A 24,037-nucleotide genomic window follows, 5' to 3' on the forward strand; every position below is an offset into this window, starting at 1 on the left:
TCGTACGGAGACGATGCCGCACGCGCGAGGCAGCATCGGATCAACGGATCTTACGCAGCCTTGCGCTTCTTCTTGCGGTCGCCGTCGTCGTCCTCGTCGTCCTCTTCTTCCTCGTCGTCATCTTCGTCTTCGTCATCTTCCTCTTCGTCGTCCTCGGGATCGAGCTCGGTCGATTCGAGTGCGACGAGCGGCAGGGTTTCGCGAAACAGATCGCCGTCCGTGCCCATCCACAGACACTCGACCTTGTCCTCGTCGACTTCCACCACCGTGATCGGATGGCCGCCGGATTTCAGCATGACGACATCGCCTGGTTTCAGTTCCATCAGTAATCCCTCCGCGCTTGATGACGCGGGCGGCAGGTTAGCGATGGCTGATGACAGCCCGATCACGGCTGTTCGCCGTGTGATGGATTCGGCATGGAAACAGGCCGGTGAGGCGCTATTTGCGCGCGGCAGGGATACGCACAGGTTTCTTTGCGAGCCGATGGCGCAATTTCCGCGGTCGCCTGCTAGATTGATGCGAACAATTCGCGCACCTCATTCGTCGGACGCCGGATCGTGGTTTTGCGCTCAATCGAAGGAAGTCGTGATGACAACGACGAATGCGTTCAAAATCATCCCGATTGCGACCGGCAATGACGCGCCAAAACTATCGAGAAGCCAGAAAACGTTCAACGCATTGATTCTGCAGATAGAGCAACAGCGTGCTTTACTGCGCGCCTGGGAGGAGTTGGACGGTTCCTACCAGCAGAAATATCACGAGGCATTGCTGCCTTTGCAAACGCGCCGGGCAGAGCTGCAACTGAAGATGGCTCGCTGCCTCGATAGTGCATGGTGCGACAAGGGCCTTGGCAAGTCTGAAAAGCGAACAATTTCGGATATCGTGACCGACCTGGTCGGCGGCCTGCTCGCCGATACAGAGGAGCAGGAGAGGATCGAGTTAACCGAGATCTACAACAGGCACAGCGGGACGGATTTTGCTACCGAGGCCGCCGCCGAGCTGGATGACATGAAGGCGATCACCGAAGCATTGTTCGGTGTCAAGACCGGTGACGATGTGAAGTCCTCCGACGACCTGATGCAGCGCATTCAGGAGTCCCTGAAAAATCACGCTCGGCTGCACGACGAATCGGCTTCCCGAGAAGAAGAGCGCCAGGCTAGGCGAAAGAAGTCCCCCAGACAACTCGCGGCCGAGGCTCGCGTTCAGACAGAGCAGGCGGAACTCAGCCGATCGATCCGTGAAGTGTATCACAAGCTGGTAGTCGCCTTGCATCCGGATCGCGAGCGCGAGCCGCGCGAGCGCGAACGCAAGACCGAACTGATGCAGCGAGCCAACGCAGCCTACAAGCAGAAGGACCTGCTACAGTTGCTGGAGCTGCAACTTGAGCTTGAGCACATCGATCAGCATGACATCAATGGCCTCAGCGAGGAGCGTCTCAAGCGCTACAACACCATTCTAAGGGAGCAGCTTGGCGAGCTGAAAGCAGAAATCAATGACGTTGAGCTCGCATTCAGAATTCGTTTCGATATCGATCCATTCGGGGAGATCACACCCGCCGGTGTGATGCGCCGCCTCGATGGCGACGTTGGAGAATGCCGCCGGCACATCCGCGAAATCGAGAGAGATCTTCGCGTACTCGACGACCCCAATACTCTTAGGATGTGGCTCAAAAATATCAAGCGCGCTCGGGCACGTTCGCGCTTCGATCGCGATGAGTGGTTTTGACGAAGTCGGTCGCGTTCAGCCCGGAACAAGTTCGGTCAGCGAGCGGATGATGCGGTTGGGCTTGATCGTCGATCCCACCGGCAGCCCGACACCGTGCACATCCATCCAGATCGCGTAGATGCCGAGCCGCTGCGGCGCCACGACTTCCCATTCCAGATTGTCGCCGATCATCCAGGTGTCGGCCGCGGTGACGCCGAGTGCCTGCATCGCATGCAGATAGGCGCGCTCCTCGGGCTTGCCGAAACCGTGCTCGCCCTCGATCTGGATGTGATCGAAGCGATGGCCGAGCGCGAAGCGCTCGACCTTGGCGCGCTGCATGTCGGCGGCGCCGTTGGTGACCAGCGCGAGCTTGATGCCGAGCGCCTTGAACGCATCGATCGCTTCATGCGCACCGGGGAAGACGAACATCTCTTCCTCACGATAGGCGGTGAAGCGATCGGCGATGCGGTCCGCGAGATCGTCGGGCAGCGCGCGGTGGCCGGCTGCCGCAAGCTGAGCGAAGCCGCCCTTCACGGTCAGCCGGCGCGCTTCGCCGAGCTTGATCCGCCAGATCGGCTCGGCCTTCGACCAGAATTGCCGTGCATAGGCCAGCAGCGCGGTCGCGACCTCGTCCGGGGGTAGGGGCGCCAGCTCCGCGGCGAATTCGGCGGTGATCGTGTTCCAGGCGATCTCTGGACGTCCATAGGCCGACAGGATGGTGTCATCCATGTCGATCAGCATCGCACGCGGCAGCTTGGTCACGGCCATTTCACCTCCGGCGGCAGCGACGACAGGATCGAATCCACATTGCCGCCGGTCTTCAGGCCGAAGATGGTGCCGCGATCGTAGAGCAGGTTGAACTCGACATAGCGCCCGCGACGGATCAGCTGCTCGTCGCGATCCTCCGCGCTCCAGTCGGCCGCGAAATTGCGCCGCACCAGCTCGGGATAGATGTTCAGGAAGCTGCGCCCGACGTCCTGGGTGAAGGCGAGATCGGCCTCCCAGTCGCCGCTGTCATGCCAGTCATAGAAGATGCCGCCGACGCCGCGGGCCTCCTTGCGGTGCGGCAGATAGAAATAGTCGTCGCACCATTTCCTGTACTTGTCGTAGTCGGCGACGCCATTCGGTCCGGTGCAGGCCGCTTTCATTGCGGCATGGAAGGCGACCGTATCGGGGTCTTCCTGGGTCCGCCGCCGGTTCAGCACCGGCGTCAGATCCGCGCCGCCGCCGAACCACGCCTTGGTGGTGACGACGAAGCGGGTGTTCATGTGCACGGCGGGCACGTTCGGATTGCGCAAATGCGCGATCAACGAAATGCCCGAGGCCCAGAACCTGGGATCATCGGCGGCGCCGGGAATCTGCGCGCGGAATTCGGGCGCGAACTCGCCATGCACGGTCGAGCAGTGCACGCCGACCTTCTCGAACAGCCGGCCCTTCATGATCGACATCACGCCGCCGCCGCCGGGCTTGCCGGTGTGGTCGGTGCGGTCCCAGGGGGTGCGCACGAACCGGCCGGCATTGCCGGGATAGAGCGTTGGGGAGGCGTCGTCCTCGAGCTGCTCGAAGGCTGCGCAGATGTCGTTGCGCAGCGCCTCGAACCAGCTGCGCGCACGCGCCTTGCGGTCCTCGATGATGGCGGGGTCTGTTGGCAGCATGACTAACCTTGCGGGCCGAAGTAAGTGCAGCTCTCGTTGCAGCTGTCGCGGTGGACGCTGACGCGGGTCAGCTTGCCGGCGTGCTGCAACCGCTCCCAGATGAAGCGCGAGAGATTCTCCAGCGTCGGCACGCCGATCGCCTCGATCCTGTTGAGGAACTTGTGGTCGAGCGTCTTCTGCACCTCGGCCATCGCGCGTTCGAGCAGGCCGAGATCGACCACCATCCCGGTCTTCGGGTCGGGCGTGCCGCGGACGGTCACCTCGGCTCGAAACGAGTGGCCGTGGATCTCCTCGCTGGCGGCACCAAAGGTCGTTCCGGACAGCGCATGCGCAGCCTCGAACCGAAACGCTTTCGTCAATTCCCACATCTCTCTCAACAATCCAGTTCTTGTTTCGCTTGGTCGCGTTTTCTTGACGCGAACCGGTATCCACTTCGCTTGAAAACGCTCCAGTTCATCTAATGCCGAGCGTCTTGTGCGTCTGCACGCTGAGGCGCCATTGCGGGTGCTTCAGGCAATATGCGATCGCCCGCTCGGTATTCTCGATCACGTCGGGGCCGTCCATCGGCTGCAGCGAGAAGCGCTCGAAGGCGAGTCCGGCAAAGTCCTCCGGTGCATTCTCCGGCTGCGGATAGACCAGCTTGAGCTCGTGCCCGCTACGTACCACGAGCTCGGAGGCGGCCTTGGGGCTGACGCAGATCCAGTCGAGCCCGTCGGGCGGGGCGATGGTGCCGTTGGTCTCGATCGCGATCGCAAAGCCGTGGCCGTGCAGGGCCTCGATCAATGCGGTGTCGACCTGCAGCAGCGGCTCGCCGCCGGTCAGCACCACATAGCGGTCGGCCTCGCCCCCGATCCATTGCGCGGCGATGGTGCCGGCGAGCTCGGCGGCGTCGGCATAGCGGCCGCCGAGCGTGCCGTCGGTGCCGACGAAATCGGTGTCGCAGAACCGGCAGACGGCGCCGGCGCGGTCCTGCTCACGGCCGCTCCAGAGGTTGCAGCCGGCAAAGCGGCAGAACACGGAGGCCCGGCCCGCATGGGCGCCTTCGCCCTGCAGGGTAAGAAAGATCTCCTTTACCGCGTAGCTCACCAAAAATCCCTTAAGTTGCCGGACCGGCAATTCCTGAACCCGCAAGTCCTGAACCCGTCTGCCGCAGCGCTTCACCGACCGCCATGGCCGCCGTGACGGCGACATTGAGTGAGCGCATGGTCGGCCTGATCGGAATCACCAGCCGGGCATCCGCGGCGGCCACCACCGCGTCGGTCACCCCTGCCGTTTCGCGCCCGAACAGCAGGACGTCGGAGGCCGTATACGCGAAATCAAGGTAGGATTTCGCGGCCCTGGTCGTGAACAGGACCAGCCGGCAGGAGGCCTCGGCCCGCCATTCCTCGAATTTCGACCATGAGTCGTGACGCTTCAACCGCACATGGTCGAGATAGTCCATACCCGCCCGGCGGAAATTCCGATCCGAGGTGTCGAATCCCGCCGGTTCGATGATATGGGCTGACACGTCCAGGCAGGCGCAGAGGCGCAGAATCGTCCCTGTATTCTGGGGAATGTCGGGCTGGAACAGCGCGATCTGCATGGTGCTGGCGACCTGTGAAATCCGGATGAAATTGTCTCAATAAAACATCGCTTGGCGCGGATTTCGTGCATTGCACGTGTGCGAGCCGATAGCGGGCTTGCGCTCGTCCGGCAAGGGTGCCAATAGAACGATTCTGGACTGCTGTTCCGCCATTTGGGGTGGGGAATAGCGGTTTTCTGCCGCCGCGGGGGCCGCGGGCGCCGGCAGCCTTTCTTGGGGCGCATGCCAGCGCCTCTGGGGCGGTTCCACCGGCTGCAGAAAAGAAAGGGCTAGGAATCGTGACGACAGCGTCTTCGGCGGACCATCCGACACGCCGTGATTTTCTCTTTGTTGCAACCGGAGCTGCCGCCGCGGTCGGCGCAGCCGCCACCGTCTGGCCGCTGGTTGCCCAGATGAACCCGGATGCCGCGACGATTGCGGCCGGCGCGCCGATCCAGGTCGATCTGACGCCGATCGCCGAGGGCCAGGACATCAAGGTCTTCTGGCGCGGCAAGCCGATCTACATCAGCCATCGCACCAAGAAGCAGATCGAGGAGGCCCAGAAGGTGCCGCTCTCGAGCCTGCCCGATCCGCAGCCCGACTCGGCCCGCGTCAAGTCCGGCCACGACCAGTGGCTGGTCGTGATCGGCATCTGCACCCATCTCGGCTGTATCCCGATCGCCCATGAGGGCAATTACGACGGCTTCTTCTGCCCCTGCCACGGCTCGCAGTACGACTCCTCCGGTCGTATCCGCCAGGGGCCGGCGCCCGCCAACCTGGCAGTGCCGCCCTACGCCTTCCTTTCCGACACCAAAATCCAGATCGGCTAAGTCCCGGCCCCTCCGGGACTTCGGCTTCCCCTTGGACCCATCGCGTCGTTTTTCTTCTTCAGGATCGCATCAATGAGCGGACCATCTGATTTCCAACCGAGCAACCCCGCCTTGAAGTGGATCGAACGGCGCCTTCCGATCTTCGGCCTGATCCACTCCTCCTTCGTGGCCTATCCGACGCCGCGCAACCTGAACTACTGGTGGACCTTCGGCGCCATCCTTTCGATGATGCTGGGTCTGCAGATCCTGACCGGCGTGATCCTGGCGATGCACTACACGCCGCACGCCGACCTCGCCTTCAAGTCGGTCGAGCTGATCGTCCGCGACGTCAACTACGGCTGGCTGCTGCGCAATATGCACGCCGCCGGCGCGTCGATGTTCTTCTTCGCGGTCTACATCCACATGTTCCGCGGTCTCTATTACGGGTCGTACAAGGAGCCGCGCGAGGTGCTGTGGATCCTCGGCGTCATCATCTACCTCCTGATGATGGCGACCGGCTTCATGGGCTACGTGCTGCCGTGGGGCCAGATGAGCTTCTGGGGCGCCACCGTCATCACCAATCTGTTCTCGGCCGTGCCGTATTTCGGCGAGAGCATCGTGACCCTGCTGTGGGGCGGCTATTCGGTCGGCAACCCGACGCTGAACCGCTTCTTCTCGCTGCACTACCTGCTGCCGTTCGTGATCGCGGGCGTGGTCGTGCTGCACATCTGGGCGCTGCACGTCGCGGGTCAGAACAACCCGGCCGGCGTCGAAGCCAAGACCGAGAAGGACACCGTGCCGTTCACGCCCTATGCGACCATCAAGGACGCGTTCGGTGTGTCGTGCTTCCTGATCTTCTTCGCCTGGTTCATCTTCTACATGCCGAACTATCTCGGCGATGCCGACAACTACATCCCGGCGAACCCCGGCGTGACCCCGGCGCATATCGTGCCTGAATGGTATTACCTGCCGTTCTACGCGATCCTGCGTTCGATCCCGAACAAGCTCGCCGGCGTTGTGGCGATGTTCTCGGCGATCATCATCCTGTGCTTCCTGCCCTGGCTCGACAGCGCACGGACCCGTTCGTCGAAGTATCGTCCGCTGGCCAAGCAGTTCTTCTGGATCTTCGTGGTGGTCTGCATCGGGCTCGGCTACCTCGGCTCGCAGCCGCCGGAAGGCATCTATGTGATCGCCGGCCGCATCCTGACGGTGTGCTACTTCGCCTACTTCCTGATCGTGCTGCCGCTGCTCGCGCGCATCGAGACGCCGCGCCCGGTGCCGAACTCGATCGCCGACGACGTGCTGGCGAAGAGCAAGGGCAGGGCCGCAACCGCAGCCTCGGTCGTGCTGGCGCTGGTGCTGGCTGGCGGCCTGTTCGCCGGCAGCATCCAGAACGCCAAGGCCGAAGAGGGTGGCGACACCCCGCCCGCGCTGAGCTGGTCGTTTTCCGGCCCTTTCGGCAAGTATGACCGCGGCTCGCTGCAGCGTGGCCTGAAGGTCTACAAGGAAGTCTGCTCGGCCTGCCACAGCCTGAACTACGTCGCGTTCCGCAACCTCGCCGATCCCGGCGGCCCCGGCTATTCCGAGGCGCAGGCGGCGGCGTTCGCGTCCGAGTACAAGATCAAGGACGGTCCGAACGACCAGGGCGAGATGTTCGAGCGCCCGGGCCGCACGGCAGACTACTTCCCGGCTCCGTTCCCGAACGAGCAGGCCGCGGCCGCGGCCAACGGCGGCAAGGCGCCCCCGGACCTGTCATTGATGGCCAAGGCACGGTCCTACAAGCGCGGCTTCCCGCAGTTCGTGTTCGACTTCTTCACCCAGTACCAGGAGCAGGGACCGGATTACGTCGACGCCATCCTGCAGGGCTTTGAAGACAAGCCGCCGGCAGGTGTCACCGTCCCGGAGGGCACCTACTACAACAAGTTCTTCCCCGGCCACGCCATCAAGATGCCGAAGCCGCTGTCCGACGGTCAGGTGACCTTCGACGATGGCGCGCCCGCGACCGTCAAGCAGTACGCGCATGACGTCACCACCTTTCTGATGTGGGCCGCCGAGCCGCACATGGAAGCGCGCAAGCGGATCGGTATGCAGGTGTTTGTGTTCCTGATCATCTTTGCGTTCTTGATGTACTTCACCAAGCGCAAGGTCTGGGCCGACGCCCACTGATCTCGGCTATCGCGAATTTGAAAAAGCCCCCTTCGGGGGCTTTTTTGTTTGGCTCACGTCATTGCGAGCGTAGCGAAGCAATCCACGTATCCGCTTGCGGGGATCTGGATTGCTTCGCTGCGCTCGCAATGACGGCGAATGGATTTGCGTCCGTCACCGAGTACGGACAAGATGCCGGCCAATCAGCCGGCAAACATTGCGGAGGAACTCATGGGTACCAGCATCAGCTTCAAGCGTCCGGACGGCAAGGAAGCCTCGGGCTATCTCGCCAACGCCGCCCGCGGCAACGCGCCTGGCGTCGTCGTGATCCAGGAATGGTGGGGCCTGCAGGACCAGATCAAGGGCATGTGCGACCGCTTCGCGCGGGCCGGTTTCGATGCGCTGGCGCCCGATCTCTACAAGGGCAAGGTAGTGCCGTATCACGACACCGACGCGGCCGGCAAAGAGATGAACTCGCTCGACTTCATGGACGCCACCACCCAGACCGTGCGCGGCGCCGCACAATATCTCGCCAAGAACGGCGCCAAGGTCGGCCTGACCGGCTTCTGCCTCGGCGGCGCGGTGACCATCATCGGCGCCACCAAGATCCCGGAGCTGACGGCCGGTGTGGTGTTCTACGGCATCCCGCCGGAGCAGGCGGCGAAGCCGGCGGACGTTCGGATTCCGCTGCAGGGCCATTTTGCGACCAAGGACGACTGGTGCACGCCGGCGTTGGTCGATGGCTTCGAGAAGGCGATGAAGGCCGCCGGCAAATCGCTGGAGCTGTACCGCTATGACGCCGACCACGGTTTCGGCAACGAGCAGCGCCTGTCGGTGCACGACCGCCAATGCGCGGAACTGGCCTGGGACCGGGCGACGGAGTTCTTCAAGAAGCATCTGGGGTAAGCGCGGCCCCAAGCGAGCTGGCGTCCCTGCTTTCGAAAGCAGGGACCCATACGCCGCGGCCCGCGGGAATGGGCACGTTGGCAGTCATCTCGCAAGACAACTACACCCTGTGGTTATGGGTCCCGGCCTTCGCCGGGACGACGGCGAGTTTTAACTCTCCGCCTTCACCCCGTCCCACCACGGGCACGTCCCCGACATCAGCTTGAAATTGCCTTCCATCACCTGCACCGGCGCGCGCTTGCCTTCCGAGGCGGCGCGCATCCGCATCTCGCGGGCGACGGCGCGGTCCTCGGCCGATAGCCAGACGCGCTCGTGGCCCCACAGGCTCGGGCCGTCATGCATCTCGAACGGCGTCCAGTTCGCAGGATCGATCTCGCGGCCGCCCCAGCCGCACTCGACCATGAAAGCCGACGGCGATTTGGCGTAGAATGACGTCATCAGATCGTTGGTGTGGCGGCCGAGCGTGACGTTGACGCGGTCTTCCTGCTGCGCGACGTCATAGGCCTGACCGACATCGTCGAGCGAGAACAACTCCACCATCAGATGGTGCATGCCGTTGCTGCCGGTCTCGATCAGCGCCAGCGAATGGTGGCGCGCATTGATGTGGAAGAAATACGCGCGGAACGGTTTCTCGATGTAGTCGCTGAGCCCGAAGCCGAGCACGTCGACATAGAAGCTCATCACGGGTGCGATGTGCTCGACCGTCAGCACCGCATGGCCGAGCCCGAGCGCGCCGGTACGGAAGCCCGAAATCGAGCGGCCGGGCCTGAACGGCGTGTCGTCGATCTCGGCGCCATGAAACGCCTCGAGACGGTTGCCGGCCGGATCCCGGAACGAGATCAGCCCGCGCACCCGCCGCGCGTCGGCGAGGGCTTGCGGCTCCGATGTCACGGCAACGCCGGCGCGCTCCAGCCGCGCCGCCAGCGCGTCGAGCGCTGCGGCGTCCGCCACCTCCCAGCCGAAGAACCTGGTGCCTTCGCCCTGCGCGCGGTCGATCACGATGCGTTGCTTGCGGTCGTCCATGCGGAACGCGAGCAGCGAGTTGCCGCGCTCGATCGCCTGCAGCCCGACCAGGCCAGTGCCGAATTGCCGCCAGTCGTCGAGCGCGTCGGAGCCGAAGCCGGCATATCCGAGACCCAAAATCGCCATTTGCGCCTCCGCCATCTGTCTGTTTTTTGGGCGGCTGACCGGCCGCCATTTCCACAAATCCTACGCGGAATCCCGTCCCTTCAAACCCCGAAAATGCCGCCTGGAGGGGCGTCCAGGATTGGGGCAGGGGTGTCGGGCCATCTCTTGACACGGCCCGCGCCGGGTGGTGTGTAACGCCCATGAGCACCGTTGCCAGTCCATCGCGTCGTTGGTGGCCCACCTTCTCATAGGTGGCCGGTGCGTTTTCATTTCCCAAAACGTCGAAGGTCGCCATCGCAGTGCGACGGTCCCTTCGTTTGTCCTGTGTGGCGCTCTCTTCCCAAGTCTCGTAAGAGGATCACATGAACAGGACAGTCTTCTCCCTGCCGGCCAAGAGCGAGTATCTGACCAATGGCGGCCTTGCGGTCGTGCGGGTGGTCGAGCAGTTCACCGGCGGCGCCAACCGCCTCGACGATCTGATCGCGCTGCTCGACCGTCGCCGCGGCGTGGTGCTGTCCTCGGGCACGACGGTGCCGGGCCGCTACGAGAGCTTTGACCTCGGCTTTGCCGATCCGCCGCTGGTGCTGGAGACCTCGGGCACCGATTTCTCGTTGCAGGCGCTGAACCCGCGCGGCGAGGTGCTGATCGCCTTCCTCGGCGACGTGCTGCGCGAGCCCTGCGTCGTGATCTCGGAGCGGAGCACCACAAAGCTCGCCGGCCATATCATCCGCGGCGAAGCGCCGGTCGAGGAAGACCAGCGCACCCGCCGCGCCAGCGTGATGTCGCTGGTGCGCGATATGGTGGCGGCGTTCACCTCCAATGCCGATCCGCTGCTCGGCCTGTTCGGCGCCTTCGCCTACGACCTCGTGTTCCAGATCGAGGACCTCGTGCAGAAGCGCGCCCGCGAGGCCGACCAGCGCGACATCGTGCTCTACGTGCCGGACCGGCTGCTGGCCTATGACCGCGCCACCGGCCGTGGCGTGGTGCTGAATTACGAGTTTACGTGGAAGGGCAAATCGACCGCCGGCCAGTCGCATGAGACCGCGCCGAGCCTCTATGCCAAGACCGACCGGCAGGGCTTTGCCGATCACGCGCCGGGCGAATACCAGGCGACGGTCGAAGTGGCGCGCGCGGCGTTCGCCCGTGGCGACCTGTTCGAGGCGGTGCCGGGGCAGCTGTTCGCCGAGCCCTGCGAACGCTCGCCGGCGGAAGTGTTCCAGCGGCTCTGCCGCATCAATCCGTCGCCCTATGGCGCGCTGATGAATCTCGGCGACGGCGAATTCCTGGTCTCGGCCTCACCTGAGATGTTCGTGCGCTCCGACGGCCGCCGGGTCGAGACCTGCCCGATCTCCGGCACCATTGCACGCGGCTCGGATTCGATCGGCGATGCCGAGCAGATCCGCAAGCTGCTGAACTCGGAGAAGGACGAGTTCGAGCTCAACATGTGCACCGACGTCGACCGCAACGACAAGGCGCGCGTCTGCGTGCCCGGCACCATCAAGGTGCTGGCGCGGCGGCAGATCGAGACCTACTCGAAGCTGTTCCACACCGTCGATCATGTCGAGGGCATGCTGCGGCCGGGCTTCGATTCGCTCGACGCCTTCCTGACCCACGCCTGGGCGGTCACCGTGACCGGTGCGCCGAAGCTGTGGGCGATGCAGTTCGTCGAGGATCACGAGCGGTCGCCGCGGCGCTGGTACGCCGGCGCGATCGGCTGCGTGAACTTCGATGGCAGCATCAACACCGGCCTCACCATCCGCACCATCCGGATGAAGGACGGTCTTGCCGAGGTGCGCGTCGGTGCGACCTGCCTGTTCGACTCCGATCCCGCCGCCGAGGACCGCGAGTGCCAGGTCAAGGCGGCGGCGCTGTTCCAGGCACTGCGCGGCGATCCGCCGAAGCCGCTGTCGGATTTCGCGCCTGATGCCACCGGCTCCGGCAAGAACGTGCTGCTGATCGATCATGACGACAGCTTCGTGCACATGCTGGCGGATTACTTCCGCCAGGTCGGCGCCAACGTCACCGTGGTCAGGCACGTCCATGCCCAGGACATGCTCAAGAAGAGGGGCTGGGACCTCCTGGTGTTGTCGCCCGGGCCGGGCCGCCCGGAGGATTTCGGCATCGCGAAAACCATCGACACCGCGCTCGAGAAGAAGCTGCCGATCTTCGGCGTCTGTCTCGGCGTGCAGGCGATCGGCGAATATTTCGGCGGGCAGCTCGGCCAGCTCGGCCAGCCCGCGCATGGCCGTCCGTCGCGCGTCCAGGTGCGCGGCGGCAGGCTGATGCACAATCTGCCCAATGAGATCGTGATCGGCCGCTATCACTCGCTCTTTGTCGAGCGCGACAGCGTGCCCGAGGTGCTGGCGGTGACCGCGACCACCGAAGACGGCGTCGCGATGGTGATCGAGCACAAGACCCTGCCGGTCGGCGGCGTGCAATTCCATCCGGAATCGCTGATGTCGCTCGGCAACGAGGTCGGCCTGCGCATTGTCGAGAATGCTTTCCGGCTGAATCCGGGAGTGAATTGATTTGGACCGTCATTGCGAGCGCAGCGAAGCAATCCATGCCTCAATCCGGGGAGAGATGGATTGCTTCGTCGCTTGCGCTCCTCGCAATGAGACGCGGAGAAAGCGAGACAGCAATGACCTTCGACCACGACATCAAGGCGACCGTTCGCACCATCCCGGACTACCCGAAGAAGGGCATCCTGTTTCGCGACATCACGACGTTGCTGGCGGATGCTCGGGCCTTCCGCCGGGCTGTCGATGAGCTGGTGCATCCCTGGGCCGGGGCGAAGGTCGACAAGGTCGCCGGCATCGAGGCCCGCGGCTTCATCCTCGGCGGCGCGGTGGCGCATCAGCTCTCGGCAGGGTTCGTGCCGATCCGCAAGAAGGGGAAGCTGCCGCACACCACGGTGCGGATCGCCTACTCGCTGGAATACGGCATCGACGAGATGGAGATGCATGCCGATGCCGTGCAGCCCGGCGAGCGCGTGATCCTGGTCGACGATCTGATCGCGACCGGCGGCACCGCGGAGGGCGCGGTGAGGCTGCTGCGCCAGATCGGCGCCAATGTGGTCGCCGCCTGCTTCATCATCGACCTCCCCGATCTTGGCGGCGCGGCCAAATTGCGCGCGATGGATGTCCCGGTGCGCACGCTGATGGCGTTCGAGGGGCATTAGCTCTCCTCTCGCACGCGTCGTCCCTGCTTTCGCATGCGAAAGCAGGGACCCATAACCACCGCTCCGTACTTGGCGAAGACTGCGGCCACAGCCTTTCTTACAACTTGCATTTGTGGTTAGCGATCCCGGCTCGCGCTTCGCTTGGCCGGGACGACGGCTAACCCCGCTGCAGCAGCATGCTGAGCTCGAGATCGCGGAACGTGGTGTAATTCCGCCGGATCCATTGATGCAGTTCGGTCGATGAATCCCTCTCCTGGCGCAGATAGCCGGTGAAGGAGAAGGTCAGCCGGTCGATATAAGTCTTCAGGAACACCGGCAGCGCGCGGAAGCGCAGCACCCGGCTCGCGGTCATGACCGGCGGCAGCTCGCCGCGCACCACGAATTCATTGTCGATGACGATGAGCGCGTTCGGCGGGATCAGGCCTTGCAGCGTCTGGTAGCCGCGCACCGAGGCGCGGTCGGTATCGGCGACATACAGGATCACGGGCGAGACGCGGCGGCGCAGCGCCTCCTTCATCAGCCCGATCTCGTCGCACATTTTGAAGAATTCGTCGAAGGCGTGGTAGCCGAGGTCGATTACCTTGCGATGCCGTCATTGACGATGACCCGGTCCATCAGCTGCATCTTGCCGTAGGTGTCGATCACGTCGGCGGTTTCCGTGATCCGCGGCAGATAGTCGAGCAGCGACGGCTCCTTCAGGTTGATGTCGTAGCAGACCACGTCGCCGTTCTTGAGCAGCAGGAATTCCGCAAGCAACCGCGCGATCAGCGTCTTGCCGACCTGCGGGCGGGGCGAGCAGATGATGTAGACGGGCGTGGATGACATCGCCCGCTATATCAGGCCAAATTTTCGCCTAATCCAGCCCCATCGCCGCCCCGAGCGCGACTTTTTTCGTTGCCCCGGGGCGCGGCTTTCTCGCCGCCTTGGCAGTGACTATTTTTCGCCCTTGGCCGACTTGGCGCCGACCAGGTCGGTCAGCTTGATCCGGTCGAACTCGCTCCAGACATTGGCCAGCCAGTGCCGGACATAGCCGCGCAGCACGAAGGAATAGTTCGCGGCGTCGTCGTTGATCTGCTTGTTGGCGACGAATTTCAGGAACGGAACCGAGGACACCTCGACCTGCTCATAGGCCATTTCGTTGAGCTTGGGGATCGTGAGGTCGGTCGCGTCCTTGATGCGGTGGAAGTAGGAATTGTAGGTCGCCTGGTCCCACTGGAAGAACTGGGTGTCGTTGATGAAGTTCTTCACCAGGAAATATTTCGCACCGCCCATGAAGCCGGCGGTCTCGGCGATCTCGTCCAGCGAGGCGATCGAGGGGCCGAGGATATGGAACACGGCGAAGGTGATCTGGCCGGAGCGCGCCGCGTCGAGGAAGCCGATGTCGCGCAGCGAGGCCAGCGCGGGCGACAACAGGCCGGCGCGGACGTCGATCACGGTGACCGCGGGGCCCGAGTTCAGTGTATCGAAGATCTTCATCTGGTCCGCGGTCGTCGTCATGTCGACGATCTCGGTGATGTCGGGATGGAAGCGCTTCAGCGTGCCGCGCGGCGATTCGGTGTCGACGCCCGGGTCTGCACATTGTTGGCACTGAAATAGTCCAGGAGCGTCCGCGAGACGGTGGTCTTGCCGACCCCGCCCTTGTCAGCGCCCACCACGATCACAACCGGCTTTGCCATGGAAGTCCCTTAAAGCGCGCTCCCGACCGCGATGGCGATCGGCAAGTCCCCACACTGCTTTGGGCGCGAACATGGCAGAAACGAGGGAGAATTCAATTCCTTAAGGCGCCCATGACCGGTTTGGTGGGGAATTCCTTAATGGACTGAGTAGGCTAGGGCATGATCCGGAAAATGACGCAGCGGTTTTCCGGGAAAATCGTGCCCAAATCAAAGCGCCGGCGCGATCAGCGGTGCCGGCCCCAAGGGCCTTGTAGGGGACCTTGGAGAGGACCTAGCGGCCCCAAAGGTCCCTGTGCGGGGCTGGTGCCCGGCAGCGGCGGCGGGTTGTTCGGCTGCGCGGGCGGTGTGTCGCCCCACGGGCCATGGGTGATCGGCGGAGACTGATCGCCCGCCGCGGATGGCTGGTCCTGAGTCTGGCTCGTGTCCGAGGTCTCATCCGGCAGCGCCAGCGGTCCGGGATCGTGACCGCCGGCATATTTCACCAGCGCATCGACCCGGGACTTCACCGAGGGGTGGGTCGCGAACAGGTCGGCAAAGCCCTCGCGCGGATTGTCGACGCAGAGTTCCATCACCGCCGAGGTCGCGTCCGGCAACTCGCCGCGGTTCTCGATCTTGCGCAGCGCCGAGATCATCGCATCGGGGTTCTTGGTCAATTCGACCGATCCGGCGTCGGCGAGAAATTCGCGCGAGCGCGACAGCGCGAGCTTGACCACCTGCGACAGCAGCCAGGCCAGCATGATCAGTGCGACCGCGATGATGATGACGACGATCGCGCCGCCGCCCGAGCCCTTGCTGTCGCGATCGGAGGACGATCTCGACGATGAGGAGGATGACGAAGACGACCAGCCGCCTCCGCCGCCGCTCGAGTTCCACGACAGGTTTGTGAACAGGCGGAAGAACAGCTCGCCGAAGAAGCCGACCACGCCGGCGATGATCACCGCGATCACCATCAGCTGCACGTCGCCGTTCTTGATATGGGTGAGCTCGTGGCCGAGCACGGCCTCGATCTCCTGGTCGTTCAGCGCACGCAATAGGCCGGTGGTGACCGTGATGGCGTATTGGCGCGGGTTGAGGCCAGTCGCGAACGCGTTCAGCGCGGGACTGTCCATCACCTTCAGCTTCGGCATCGGGATGCCGCGCGAGATGCAGAGGTTTTCCAGCAGATTATACAGCCGCGGCTGCTGCTGCCGCGTCACGCTCTCGCCGCCGGTGACGGCGTCGATCATCTTCTGGTGGAAGAAGTAGGCGATCACGATCCAGGCCACCGCCGCGATCGTCGCCCATGGCAGGGCGGACACCAGATCGCGCGAGGCCCGCGTCAGGTAATAGTCGACGGTGCGGCCACTATCGATCATCACCTCCGCGACCAGCGCGCCGGCATAGACCAGCACGTAGATCAGCAGGAACAGACCGCCGAGCAGCAGCATCGAACGAAACTTGTTCGATGCGATATGCGTGTAGAGACCATAGGCGGCCATGGAGCGCTCCCGCTTCTCACCGTCATTCCGGGGCGCGCTGAAAGCGCGAACCCGGGATCTCGAGGTGAGTGAGTGCGATGGGATTCCGGGTTCGATGCGTTGCATCGCCCCGGAATGACCGAAGGGGCGTCATCTCGAAGGAAGTCGTCAGAACTTCACGCTCGGTGCCGCCTCGACCTCCGTGCGGCTGGCGCCGAGGTCGAAGAAATCCTTGCGGGTGAAACCGAACATGCCGGCGAACAGCGCGGCCGGCATCTGCTGGATGCCGGTGTTGTATTCCTGGACCGCGTTGTTGAAGAAGCGGCGGCTGGCGGCGATCTTGTTCTCGAGATCGGAGAGCTCGGAGGCGAGCTGCTGGAAATTGGCGTTGGCCTTGAGGTCCGGGTAGGCCTCCGACAGCGCGATCAGCCGGCCGAGCGCGCCGGAGAGCTGGTTCTCCGCCGCCGAGACCTGCGCCGGACCCTGCGCCGACATCGCCGAGTTGCGCGCCTTGATGACGTCGTCGAGCGTGCCGCGCTCATGTGCGGCATAGCCCTTCACGGTCTCGACCAGGTTCGGGATCAGGTCGTGGCGCTGCTTGAGCTGCACGTCGATGTCGGCAAAGGCCTGGCTGACCCGCTGGCCGAGCGCGACGAGGCGGTTGTAGGCGCCGAATGCAAACAGCACGAGAAGGACGACGACGCCGATAACGATCCAGCTGGTCGACATGACAGGGCAACTCCTGATGGACGAGACGGCGGCACCGTAGCCCAAGATCGGGGCGCAGGGCAGCCCGCCGCGAGAAGGTGGGCACGCGTTGGTCGGCCGATCCCCCGGATAGGTTCAACTGGAGGCTGGCCAACGCTAGGCCGCGGGCGCCTGGCGGACGCCACTTTGCAGGGGGATTCCAGTCGCCCCAGATAATTCCGAGGCGAGCCAACTGGCTTCGTCGAGCGACCACGACTGCACCGGAATCCTGTGCCTGCCGCCCCGCTTGAAGTCGACAATCACGTCCGTGCGAGACCAGTCCCACTGAGCCACCGTATCCGTATACGTCATGATTCCGACTTCACTGCATTCGTCGAACGAGCAGTGTTCTATGACTTCGGTCCGCAGCACGACCCTCGTCCATCGTAGAACGAACGACCTGACGATCGTCATTTTCCGGTCATCCGGATCGATCCGGACGGCCCATTGCCGGACGATGCCGAGAGCGACGATGCAGCCGAGCAAGACGAGTATTGCAAATGTCCGGGTTTGACTTGCGGAAGGATCGATCGTCTTCCCAATGATGATCGCGAGGGCGGAAACGGCGGCGGCGATAGTCCATAGCCCCCATCGTATGCCAATGCCGTCCGACACGAACACGATTGTCTTGGATGATCCGCTGGGCTCGTGCTGAGCCATGATGGCTACGTTCCGTTCAACCGGCTAATGGCGCGTCGGCAGGTTCCACAACTTGGCATTGCGGCAGGAGATGCTCAAGGATAAACGTGAATTTCAGTCGGTCGCGTCGCCCCAGCGCCATTTGCGGGCGCGTCCATAATCGGCCTTGGCGCGCCGCGGCACTTTTGTGACAACAACGCCATCTCTCGTGCAGAGTTTGGCCGCAATTTCCACCTTGCTGACCACTGGCTGTGCCAGCACGCGGGACCGTCGTGCTGCCAGTGGCGCCCGTGTAAGCGCGACATAGGCGAAGCGCTCGTCCTCGAACGGGGCGTCGGCGCCCTTGACCTGCTTGTGGGCGCGCGAGCGTTGCAGGCGCTGCGAGAAATGGCACCAGTCGGGCGCGACCAGCGGGCAGGCGCCGTCATGCGGGCAGGGCGCGGTGACATGCGCGCCGGCGGCGATCAATCGTGCGCGGAGTGCGATGATCCGTGCGTAGCCAGCGGGCGTGCCGGGTTCGACGACCAGCAGGGTATCGCTGGTTTTCTCCCACATGACATCGGTGAGCGCGTCGCGCTCGGCGTCATTGAGCTCGTTGATGACGTAGCTCGCGATCACGAGGTCAGCGGCCTCGGCATGCGCCGCATAGGTGCGGGCCTGGCCGAGCTCGTAGGTGATGCGGCGCAGGCGGTCACTCCGGCGCGTGAGGTCGAGCGCCAGCGTGCGCAGGGCCTCATTGGCATCGAGCAGAGTGAACTCCTGCAACGACGAGAAGGCTTCCGCGGCCGCCCAGCTCGCCGTCCCGGGCCCGGCGCCGACATCGAGCAGGCTGGTGGGCGCGAAGTCCGGCCTGATTTCGGAGAGTGCATTGAGGCTCGCCACCACGGCGGCATAGGTCGCGGGCATCCGCGCCAGCGCGTAGGCCAGCGCATCAGTCTCGGTCTTGATAGTCGAGGAGCCGCCGCCTTCGCGATAGGTCTGCGAAATCACCGCCGCTCGGCCGGCGGCGTCGTTGCGCGACAGTCCTTCGAGCCGGACGTTGAGGGCGGCTTTGAGTTCAGCAGGCAGGTCGGGTGAGGTCATACGACGTACCATCCCCTCGTCATTGCGAGCGGAGCGAAGCAATCCATAGCGCCGCTTGCTGAAGCATGGATTGCTTCGTCGCTTCCGCGCAAAATTGCTTCGCAATTTTGTCGCCGAGCTCCTCGCAATGACGACGTTTGGTCGCGAGCGTAGCCCTACGCCACGTTCTGGTCGAGAATATCGACCGCGCCCTGCAGGTCGACCGACACCAGCTGCGACACGCCGCGCTCGGCCATGGTGACGCCGAACAGCCGGTTCATCCGCGCCATCGTGATCGGATTGTGCGTGATGATGATGAAGCGCGTGTCGGTCGAGCCGGTCATTTCGTGGAGGAGGCTGCAGAACCGTTCGACGTTGTGGTCGTCGAGCGGCGCGTCGACTTCGTCCAGCACGCAGATCGGCGACGGGTTGGTGAGGAACACCGCGAAGATCAGCGAGAGCGCGGTCAGCGCCTGCTCGCCGCCCGACAGCAGCGACAGCGTCTGCGGCTTCTTGCCGGGCGGCTTGGCGATGATCTCGAGACCGGCTTCGAGCGGATCGTCGCTCTCGATCAGGTGCAGCGCGGCTTCGCCGCCGCCGAACAGCTCGGTGAACAGCCGCTTGAAGTGGTTGTTGACGGTCTCGAACGAGGTCAGCAGACGCTCGCGGGCTTCGCGGTTGAGGCTCTGGATGCCCTGGCGCAGCCGCTTGATCGCCTCGACGAGGTCGTCGCGTTCGGTGGTCAGCGCGGTGTGCTGGGTCTCGACTTCCTTGAGTTCTTCCTCGGCGCGGAGGTTGACGGCGCCCAGCCGCTCGCGGTCGCGGCGGAGCTTCTCGAGCTCTTCTTCGACCTGGCCGACCGGCGGCAGCTCCGCGCCGGGCTCGATCTCGGCCATGCCGACGACTGCGCTCGGCTCGACCTCGAGCATGTCGTGGATCTCGCGCTCGATGTCGGCGAGGCGGCGGCGGGTGCCTTCCATGCGCTCTTCGGCGCGCGCGGTGGCTTCGCGGGATGAGGACAGCGCTTCGAGCGTGGCCTTGGCGACGCGGTCGGTTTCCGCCATCGCGGATTCGGCAGTCGCGAGTGCGTCGGCGGCGATGCGGCGATCGCCTTCGGCGTGCTCGATCTCCGTGATCAGCGCGCTGCGCTTCTCGGCGAACACTTCCGGCGCGTTGGCAAGCTCCTCGCGCTCGATCGACACCTCGGCGATACGCGCCTCGATGGTCCCGACCTGCGAGGCGGCGCTGGTCTTGCGGTTCTGCCATTCATTGCGTTCGGCAAGGATTGCCTGCACGCGGCGATCGGCGAGCTCGGCCTCGCGGGCGAGCGCCTGCGCCTCGGCGCGGACCTGCGCCGCGGCACGGCGCTGGTTGTCGATCTCGGCGCGAACCGCGGCGAGTTGGGCCTCGGTCTCGATACCCGGGGGCAGCTCGGCGAGCGCCGCAGCGGCGCTCTCATGCGCGGCCTCGGCCTCGGCGCGGTCGGCGGCGACGCGGCTGTGCGCCTCGGTCAGCGCCGATTTGCGCGCGGCGTGACGGTTGATCTCGCGCTCGGTCGCGGCATGGCGTTCGCGCGCGGCATCGGTCTCGCGGCGGGCGGCGCGCACGGCTTCACGCGAGGCGCCCTCGGCGGCGGACGCCGAGCGCAGTTCTTCTTCAGCCGTCTCCAGCGCCTGGCGCTTGGCGGCGGCATCGATCCGGGCCTGTTCCAGCTCGTGCTCGATGTCGACCAGGCGGGCGCGTTCGGCGAGGCGGCGGGCCGCGCCGGTCGGGGCATGCGCGTCGGCAACAAAGCCGTCCCAGCGCCAGACGTCGCCTTCGAGCGACACCAGCCGCTGGCCGGTCTTCAGCTGCGACACCAGCGCCGCGCCGCGCTCCTTCGCGACGACGCCGATCTGGGCGAGACGGCGCGCCAGTTCCGGCGGCGCCTGGACGTGATCGGCCAGCCGCTCGACACCGTCAGGCAGCGAGGGATCGCCCGAGGCTTCGCCGACATTGGTCCAGCGCATCGGCGCCGAGGAATCCACAGGCGCATCGAGGTCGTCGCCGAGGACCGCGCCGATCGCCTTTTCATAGCCCTTGGCGACCGTGATGCCGTCGATGATCGGCGGCCACAGGTTCTTGGTCTCGCTGGTGACCAGCTTGGAGATGGTGCGGGCTTCGGTCTCGAGCCGCTGCACGCGCTTCTCGGCCTCAACGAGCGGATTGCGGGAGCTTCCAGCGTCTGCCGCGCGGCAGCGTGATGCGCCTCGCTCTCCTGCACCGCGGCCTCGGATTCGGCGAGCGTCTGCTGCGCCATCTCCATTGCGGCGGCGAGCGCGTCGATGTCGCCGAGATTGCCGGTTTCCTGCGCGAGCTTGGTTTCCTCGGCCTGGACGTTGGCGATCTCCTGATCCAGTCGCGCCAACCGGTCGCGATGGGTGCGCACGCCGGCTTCGAGCTGGTTGCGCTTGGCGGTGAGGTCGGCGAGCTGCGTGGTCAGCTCGGAGAACTGCCGCTCGGTCGCGGCCAGGATCTCTTCGGCCTCCGAGACGCGCTCGTCGACGCCGGAGCGCTTCTCGACGCGCGACTTGATCTCTTCCTTCAGCTCGGCGTCTTCGGTGTCGAGCCGCTGCAACGCGATGTCGGCATCCGAGGTTTGCTGCTGCTCGCGCGCGATGTCCTGAGCGAACTGGGCGAGGCGGCGATCGAGCTCGCCGACGCGCTCCTTGGCGCGCTGCTCCTCGCGGTCGAGCATCTCGCGCGCATTGGTCAGGCGCTGCAGGCCGGCGGCGGCTCGCGCCTCGGCGTCGCGCAGCGCCGGCAGTTCGGTGGCGCGGATCGCCTGGATGCGCGCGGCCTCCGCCTGATGCTGGGTGCGCTCGGCCATCTCGCGCACGGCGAGATCGTGGGTGCGCGCGGCGTCGTTGACGTCGGCGTTGGCCTCGATCCAGCGCAGGTGGAACAGCATGGCCTCGGACTTGCGCACCTTGGCCGCGACCTCACGGTAGCGAATCGCCTGGCGGGCCTGCTTCTTCAGGCCTTCCATCTGGCCTGTGAGCTGGCCGATCACGTCCTCGACGCGGGTGAGGTTGGTTTCGGCCGCCTTGAGCCGCAGTTCCGCCTCGTGACGGCGGGCATGCAGACCGGCGACGCCGGCGGCGTCTTCCAGCACGCGGCGGCGCTGCTCGGGCTTGGCCTGAATGATCTCGCCGATCTTGCCCTGGTGAACCAGCGCCGGCGAACGCGCGCCGGTGGCGGCGTCGGCGAACAGGATCTGCACGTCGCGGGCACGCACGTCGCGGCCGTTGATGCGATACACCGAGCCGGCCTCGCGCTCGATGCGGCGGGAGATTTCGAGCAGCTGGCTGTCATTCACCGCGGCCGGCGCCGAGCGATCGGAATTGTCGATCGTCATCACAACTTCGGCGTGGTTGCGCGCCGGACGGTTGCCGGAACCGGCGAAGATCACCGCATCCATGTCGGCGGCGCGCAGCGACTTGTGCGAGGTCTCGCCCATCGCCCAGCGCAGCGCTTCGACGAGATTGGATTTGCCGCAGCCGTTCGGTCCGACGACGCCGGTCAGGCCCGGCTCGATCATGAAATCGGTGGGTTCAACGAACGACTTGAAACCGTGCAGGCGGAGGCGCGTGAGCTTCATGTACACAAATCTCGTTTGGCCGGGCGCGAATCTCCCTGCCGTGACAATACCATGGATGGCAATGTCGGTGTCTGGGGTGAATAGCTGCGTGCAGCTCTCATGAGCGGCGACAATGGCGATGCCTGCGCGTCAGGGCAACCGCTCGACCCAGCTTTTCCCAAGGGATTTACAAGGGATTTGCAGGGGTTTGTGGCCCTTGCATGTCCGCGGAGATTCGCATCGGGCGAATCAGGTTTTCAACAACGAAATAATGCGATCGCCGCATATGGTGATCGCAAGTCATCCACAATTATCGTGCCCGACTCAAAATCGGGCACGACGATGTCAGGCTCGAAGGTTTGCGATCAGCTCTTCAGCAGCGGATCGATGTGCTTGCTGAATTCCTCGAACGAGGTCTCGCCCTTCAGCATCTCGCCGTTGATGAAGAAGGTCGGCGTCGAGTTCACCTTCAGCACGTCGTTGGCGTATTTCTGGTCGGCGGCGATCTTGTCGAGCAGCGTCTGATCCTTCAGGCAGTCCTCGACCTGCTGCTGGCTGAGGCCGGCCTGCTTGCCGATCCGGGTCAGCGTCTCGGTGGTGTTCTTCGTCACCCAGTCGTTCTGCTGGCGGAACAGCAGGTCGATCACGGCGAAGAACTTCGGCGCATCGTCCTTGGCGATGCAGCGCGCCAGCATCGAGCCGGCGGCGGCCTTGATGTCGAGGGGGAATTCGCGGAACACGTAACGGACCTTGCCGCTGTCGATGTAGGTCGACTTGATCTTCGGGAACACGGTCTCGTTGAAATTGGCGCAGTGCGGGCAGGTCATCGAGGCGTATTCGACGATGGTCACCTTGGCGTCCTGCGGGCCGAGGCCCATGTCCGGCAGCGACTGCGGCTTGGCGACCTCGGCGGCGGTTTGCGCGAATGCGTCCGTGATCAGGCGCAGCGGCGACAGGCCGGCGAGGGCGGCAAGGCCGGTCAGCGAGAGAGCGGTGGTGAAAGCGCGGCGCGTGATGATCAAGGTCAGCTCCCGGATTGGCGCATTCACGCCACAATGAAGGGGGTCCCGAAAAAGAAGCCTTCGCTAGCTTGAAACGGCCATTGTGGCAATGCCGGGGTCTCGCGGCCGGCCTGCGGAAAAGCGTCAATTTCGCTTGATCGAGGCACCCAGCCGGGCCAGCGCCGCGCGCAGATCGTCGTCCTCCACAGCCGCCAGATTTGCAGCCTCCCGGGCCACGATTTTGGCGTCGGGCGGGCGCGGCCGCGCCGGGCGGCTGCGGCGCGAGAGGGGCGCCTGGCGGATCGTCAGGCGGCCGACCGCATGCCAGCCGAAGAAGCGGTTGACCCGTTCCAGGATCACGTCGGAGGAGTGCTGTATCTCGAGTGCCATCGGCCCCTCGACCCGCAGCACCAGCGTCGCCGGCTCCTGGGGCTGGCCCTCGACCGGCCGTGGCCACTGCATCTTCAACGGCTCGCAAAAGGTGGCGATCCGCTCGCCCGCGATCTCGGTCCAGCGCGTCACCAGTTCGCGCGCGCAAAGCCCTGCTTGGCGTAGGCGTCGGTGAAGACGTCGCTGAGCAGGATCGACAGGGGCTTTGCGCTGATCGGGCCGGGTTTGGACATGGGAGGGTTATAGCAGCGGTGGCGATGTGGCCGAAACAATGTTCATCATTGTGGCGGCGTTTCCGCGGCCAGCGAAGAAAGACGTGGATGCCCAGGTCAAGTCCGGGCATGACGTGGCCAGATG

At 64.7% G+C, this 24,037-nt stretch carries 18 protein-coding genes and 4 pseudogenes; 6 read left to right on the forward strand and 16 right to left on the reverse strand.

The annotated features are described in order from the left end of the window. Positions 1 to 50 precede the first annotated feature (50 nt). Positions 51 to 389: a YodC family protein gene (locus AKN84_RS17780; protein ID WP_244485238.1), complete on the reverse strand. Its 339-nt coding sequence runs from the start codon at positions 387 to 389 to the stop codon at positions 51 to 53. On the opposite strand from AKN84_RS17780, the gene AKN84_RS48380 reads away from it, so the two are divergent. Beyond that, positions 367 to 1,725: a molecular chaperone DnaJ gene (locus AKN84_RS48380; protein WP_193399663.1), complete on the forward strand. Its 1,359-nt coding sequence runs from the start codon at positions 367 to 369 to the stop codon at positions 1,723 to 1,725. The two genes, AKN84_RS17780 and AKN84_RS48380, sit on opposite strands and share 23 nt — an antisense overlap. Positions 1,726 to 1,740: 15 nt before the next feature. Here AKN84_RS48380 and AKN84_RS17790 read toward each other — a convergent pair whose 3' ends face one another. The 5 genes from AKN84_RS17790 to AKN84_RS17810 all read right to left on the reverse strand — a co-directional run bounded on the left by AKN84_RS17790 (position 1,741) and on the right by AKN84_RS17810 (position 4,941). After that, on the reverse strand, positions 1,741 to 2,472 hold the full coding sequence (locus AKN84_RS17790; protein ID WP_050421971.1) for an HAD family hydrolase: 732 nt from the start codon (positions 2,470 to 2,472) through the stop codon (positions 1,741 to 1,743). After that, positions 2,463 to 3,359 carry an oxygen-dependent coproporphyrinogen oxidase gene (gene hemF / locus AKN84_RS17795; RefSeq protein ID WP_193399664.1) on the reverse strand — a complete coding sequence of 299 codons (897 nt, stop codon included), beginning with the start codon at positions 3,357 to 3,359 and terminating at the stop codon, positions 2,463 to 2,465. The genes AKN84_RS17790 and hemF overlap by 10 nt, the downstream gene beginning before the upstream one ends. A 2-nt stretch (positions 3,360 to 3,361) precedes the next feature. Continuing rightward, the gene (locus AKN84_RS17800; RefSeq protein WP_050421972.1) at positions 3,362 to 3,727 is read right to left on the reverse strand and encodes a 6-pyruvoyl trahydropterin synthase family protein; all 366 of its coding nucleotides are present in this window, start codon (positions 3,725 to 3,727) and stop codon (positions 3,362 to 3,364) included. 85 nt (positions 3,728 to 3,812) lie between these two features. After that, positions 3,813 to 4,445 carry a 7-carboxy-7-deazaguanine synthase gene (gene queE / locus AKN84_RS17805; protein ID WP_050421973.1) on the reverse strand — a complete coding sequence of 211 codons (633 nt, stop codon included), beginning with the start codon at positions 4,443 to 4,445 and terminating at the stop codon, positions 3,813 to 3,815. 10 nt (positions 4,446 to 4,455) lie between these two features. Next, complete coding sequence (locus tag AKN84_RS17810) at positions 4,456 to 4,941, reverse strand: tRNA (cytidine(34)-2'-O)-methyltransferase (RefSeq protein WP_050421974.1); 486 nt, start codon at positions 4,939 to 4,941, stop codon at positions 4,456 to 4,458. Between the two features lie 278 nt (positions 4,942 to 5,219). Between AKN84_RS17810 and petA the strand changes: the two genes are divergently transcribed. From petA to AKN84_RS17825, 3 genes are all read left to right on the forward strand, one after another. Next, positions 5,220 to 5,750, forward strand: coding sequence for a ubiquinol-cytochrome c reductase iron-sulfur subunit (gene petA / locus AKN84_RS17815; RefSeq protein ID WP_050421975.1), 531 nt, complete (start codon positions 5,220 to 5,222; stop codon positions 5,748 to 5,750). Positions 5,751 to 5,822: 72 nt separating this feature from the next. Continuing rightward, the gene (locus tag AKN84_RS17820; protein WP_050421976.1) at positions 5,823 to 7,895 is read left to right on the forward strand and encodes a cytochrome c1; all 2,073 of its coding nucleotides are present in this window, start codon (positions 5,823 to 5,825) and stop codon (positions 7,893 to 7,895) included. A gap of 210 nt (positions 7,896 to 8,105) precedes the next feature. After that, a complete protein-coding gene (locus AKN84_RS17825; protein ID WP_050422030.1) occupies positions 8,106 to 8,780 on the forward strand; it encodes a dienelactone hydrolase family protein in 675 nt (224 codons plus the stop codon). A gap of 150 nt (positions 8,781 to 8,930) precedes the next feature. On the opposite strand, the gene AKN84_RS17830 is transcribed toward AKN84_RS17825, so the two are convergent. After that, on the reverse strand, positions 8,931 to 9,929 hold the full coding sequence (locus AKN84_RS17830; RefSeq protein ID WP_050422031.1) for a VOC family protein: 999 nt from the start codon (positions 9,927 to 9,929) through the stop codon (positions 8,931 to 8,933). 341 nt (positions 9,930 to 10,270) lie between these two features. Here AKN84_RS17830 and AKN84_RS17835 point away from each other — a divergent pair, with 341 nt between their 5' ends. Further along, entirely contained in the window at positions 10,271 to 12,436 is a 2,166-nt protein-coding gene (locus tag AKN84_RS17835) for an anthranilate synthase component I (RefSeq protein ID WP_050421977.1), read from the forward strand. Between the two features lie 113 nt (positions 12,437 to 12,549). Then, positions 12,550 to 13,089 carry an adenine phosphoribosyltransferase gene (locus AKN84_RS17840; RefSeq protein ID WP_050421978.1) on the forward strand — a complete coding sequence of 180 codons (540 nt, stop codon included), beginning with the start codon at positions 12,550 to 12,552 and terminating at the stop codon, positions 13,087 to 13,089. 157 nt (positions 13,090 to 13,246) lie between these two features. Here AKN84_RS17840 and AKN84_RS17845 read toward each other — a convergent pair. The 9 genes and pseudogenes from AKN84_RS17845 to AKN84_RS17885 all read right to left on the reverse strand — a co-directional run bounded on the left by AKN84_RS17845 (position 13,247) and on the right by AKN84_RS17885 (position 23,913). After that, a pseudogene (locus AKN84_RS17845) lies at positions 13,247 to 13,914 on the reverse strand (P-loop NTPase family protein). Between the two features lie 108 nt (positions 13,915 to 14,022). Then, positions 14,023 to 14,765: pseudogene (locus AKN84_RS17850) on the reverse strand (P-loop NTPase family protein). A 224-nt stretch (positions 14,766 to 14,989) separates the two neighbouring features. Continuing rightward, a complete protein-coding gene (locus AKN84_RS17855; RefSeq protein WP_050421979.1) occupies positions 14,990 to 16,243 on the reverse strand; it encodes a M48 family metallopeptidase in 1,254 nt (417 codons plus the stop codon). A 147-nt stretch (positions 16,244 to 16,390) separates the two neighbouring features. Further along, positions 16,391 to 16,951, reverse strand: a complete 561-nt coding sequence (locus AKN84_RS17860) for a LemA family protein (RefSeq protein WP_050421980.1) — start codon at positions 16,949 to 16,951, stop codon at positions 16,391 to 16,393. A 135-nt stretch (positions 16,952 to 17,086) separates the two neighbouring features. Beyond that, positions 17,087 to 17,629 (reverse strand): hypothetical protein, encoded by a 543-nt coding sequence (locus AKN84_RS17865; RefSeq protein WP_050421981.1) that lies wholly within the window; start codon positions 17,627 to 17,629, stop codon positions 17,087 to 17,089. A 93-nt stretch (positions 17,630 to 17,722) separates the two neighbouring features. Next, positions 17,723 to 18,691 carry a small ribosomal subunit Rsm22 family protein gene (locus AKN84_RS17870; RefSeq protein ID WP_050421982.1) on the reverse strand — a complete coding sequence of 323 codons (969 nt, stop codon included), beginning with the start codon at positions 18,689 to 18,691 and terminating at the stop codon, positions 17,723 to 17,725. Between the two features lie 155 nt (positions 18,692 to 18,846). Then, a pseudogene (smc, locus tag AKN84_RS17875) lies at positions 18,847 to 22,310 on the reverse strand (chromosome segregation protein SMC). 344 nt (positions 22,311 to 22,654) lie between these two features. Then, positions 22,655 to 23,311, reverse strand: coding sequence for a DsbA family protein (locus tag AKN84_RS17880; RefSeq protein WP_050422032.1), 657 nt, complete (start codon positions 23,309 to 23,311; stop codon positions 22,655 to 22,657). Between the two features lie 123 nt (positions 23,312 to 23,434). Beyond that, a pseudogene (locus AKN84_RS17885) lies at positions 23,435 to 23,913 on the reverse strand (DUF721 domain-containing protein). Positions 23,914 to 24,037: the final 124 nt, after the last annotated feature.

Origin of the sequence: Bradyrhizobium tropiciagri, from assembly GCF_001189845.1 — a bacterium.
GTDB classification, from domain to species: domain Bacteria; phylum Pseudomonadota; class Alphaproteobacteria; order Rhizobiales; family Xanthobacteraceae; genus Bradyrhizobium; species Bradyrhizobium tropiciagri.

What these genes read in the sequence shown, in the direction of transcription:
- AKN84_RS48380 (WP_193399663.1), top strand. Translation starts at nt 367, where the DNA reads ATGGCTGATGACAGCCCGATCACGGCTGTTCGCCGTGTGATGGATTCG.
- AKN84_RS17790 (WP_050421971.1), bottom strand. Translation starts at nt 2,472, where the DNA reads ATGGCCGTGACCAAGCTGCCGCGTGCGATGCTGATCGACATGGATGAC.
- hemF (WP_193399664.1), bottom strand. Translation starts at nt 3,359, where the DNA reads ATGCTGCCAACAGACCCCGCCATCATCGAGGACCGCAAGGCGCGTGCG.
- AKN84_RS17800 (WP_050421972.1), bottom strand. Translation starts at nt 3,727, where the DNA reads ATGTGGGAATTGACGAAAGCGTTTCGGTTCGAGGCTGCGCATGCGCTG.
- AKN84_RS17810 (WP_050421974.1), bottom strand. Translation starts at nt 4,941, where the DNA reads ATGCAGATCGCGCTGTTCCAGCCCGACATTCCCCAGAATACAGGGACG.
- AKN84_RS17820 (WP_050421976.1), top strand. Translation starts at nt 5,823, where the DNA reads ATGAGCGGACCATCTGATTTCCAACCGAGCAACCCCGCCTTGAAGTGG.
- AKN84_RS17825 (WP_050422030.1), top strand. Translation starts at nt 8,106, where the DNA reads ATGGGTACCAGCATCAGCTTCAAGCGTCCGGACGGCAAGGAAGCCTCG.
- AKN84_RS17830 (WP_050422031.1), bottom strand. Translation starts at nt 9,929, where the DNA reads ATGGCGATTTTGGGTCTCGGATATGCCGGCTTCGGCTCCGACGCGCTC.
- AKN84_RS17835 (WP_050421977.1), top strand. Translation starts at nt 10,271, where the DNA reads ATGAACAGGACAGTCTTCTCCCTGCCGGCCAAGAGCGAGTATCTGACC.
- AKN84_RS17840 (WP_050421978.1), top strand. Translation starts at nt 12,550, where the DNA reads ATGACCTTCGACCACGACATCAAGGCGACCGTTCGCACCATCCCGGAC.
- AKN84_RS17855 (WP_050421979.1), bottom strand. Translation starts at nt 16,243, where the DNA reads ATGGCCGCCTATGGTCTCTACACGCATATCGCATCGAACAAGTTTCGT.
- AKN84_RS17860 (WP_050421980.1), bottom strand. Translation starts at nt 16,951, where the DNA reads ATGTCGACCAGCTGGATCGTTATCGGCGTCGTCGTCCTTCTCGTGCTG.
- AKN84_RS17865 (WP_050421981.1), bottom strand. Translation starts at nt 17,629, where the DNA reads ATGGCTCAGCACGAGCCCAGCGGATCATCCAAGACAATCGTGTTCGTG.
- AKN84_RS17870 (WP_050421982.1), bottom strand. Translation starts at nt 18,691, where the DNA reads ATGACCTCACCCGACCTGCCTGCTGAACTCAAAGCCGCCCTCAACGTC.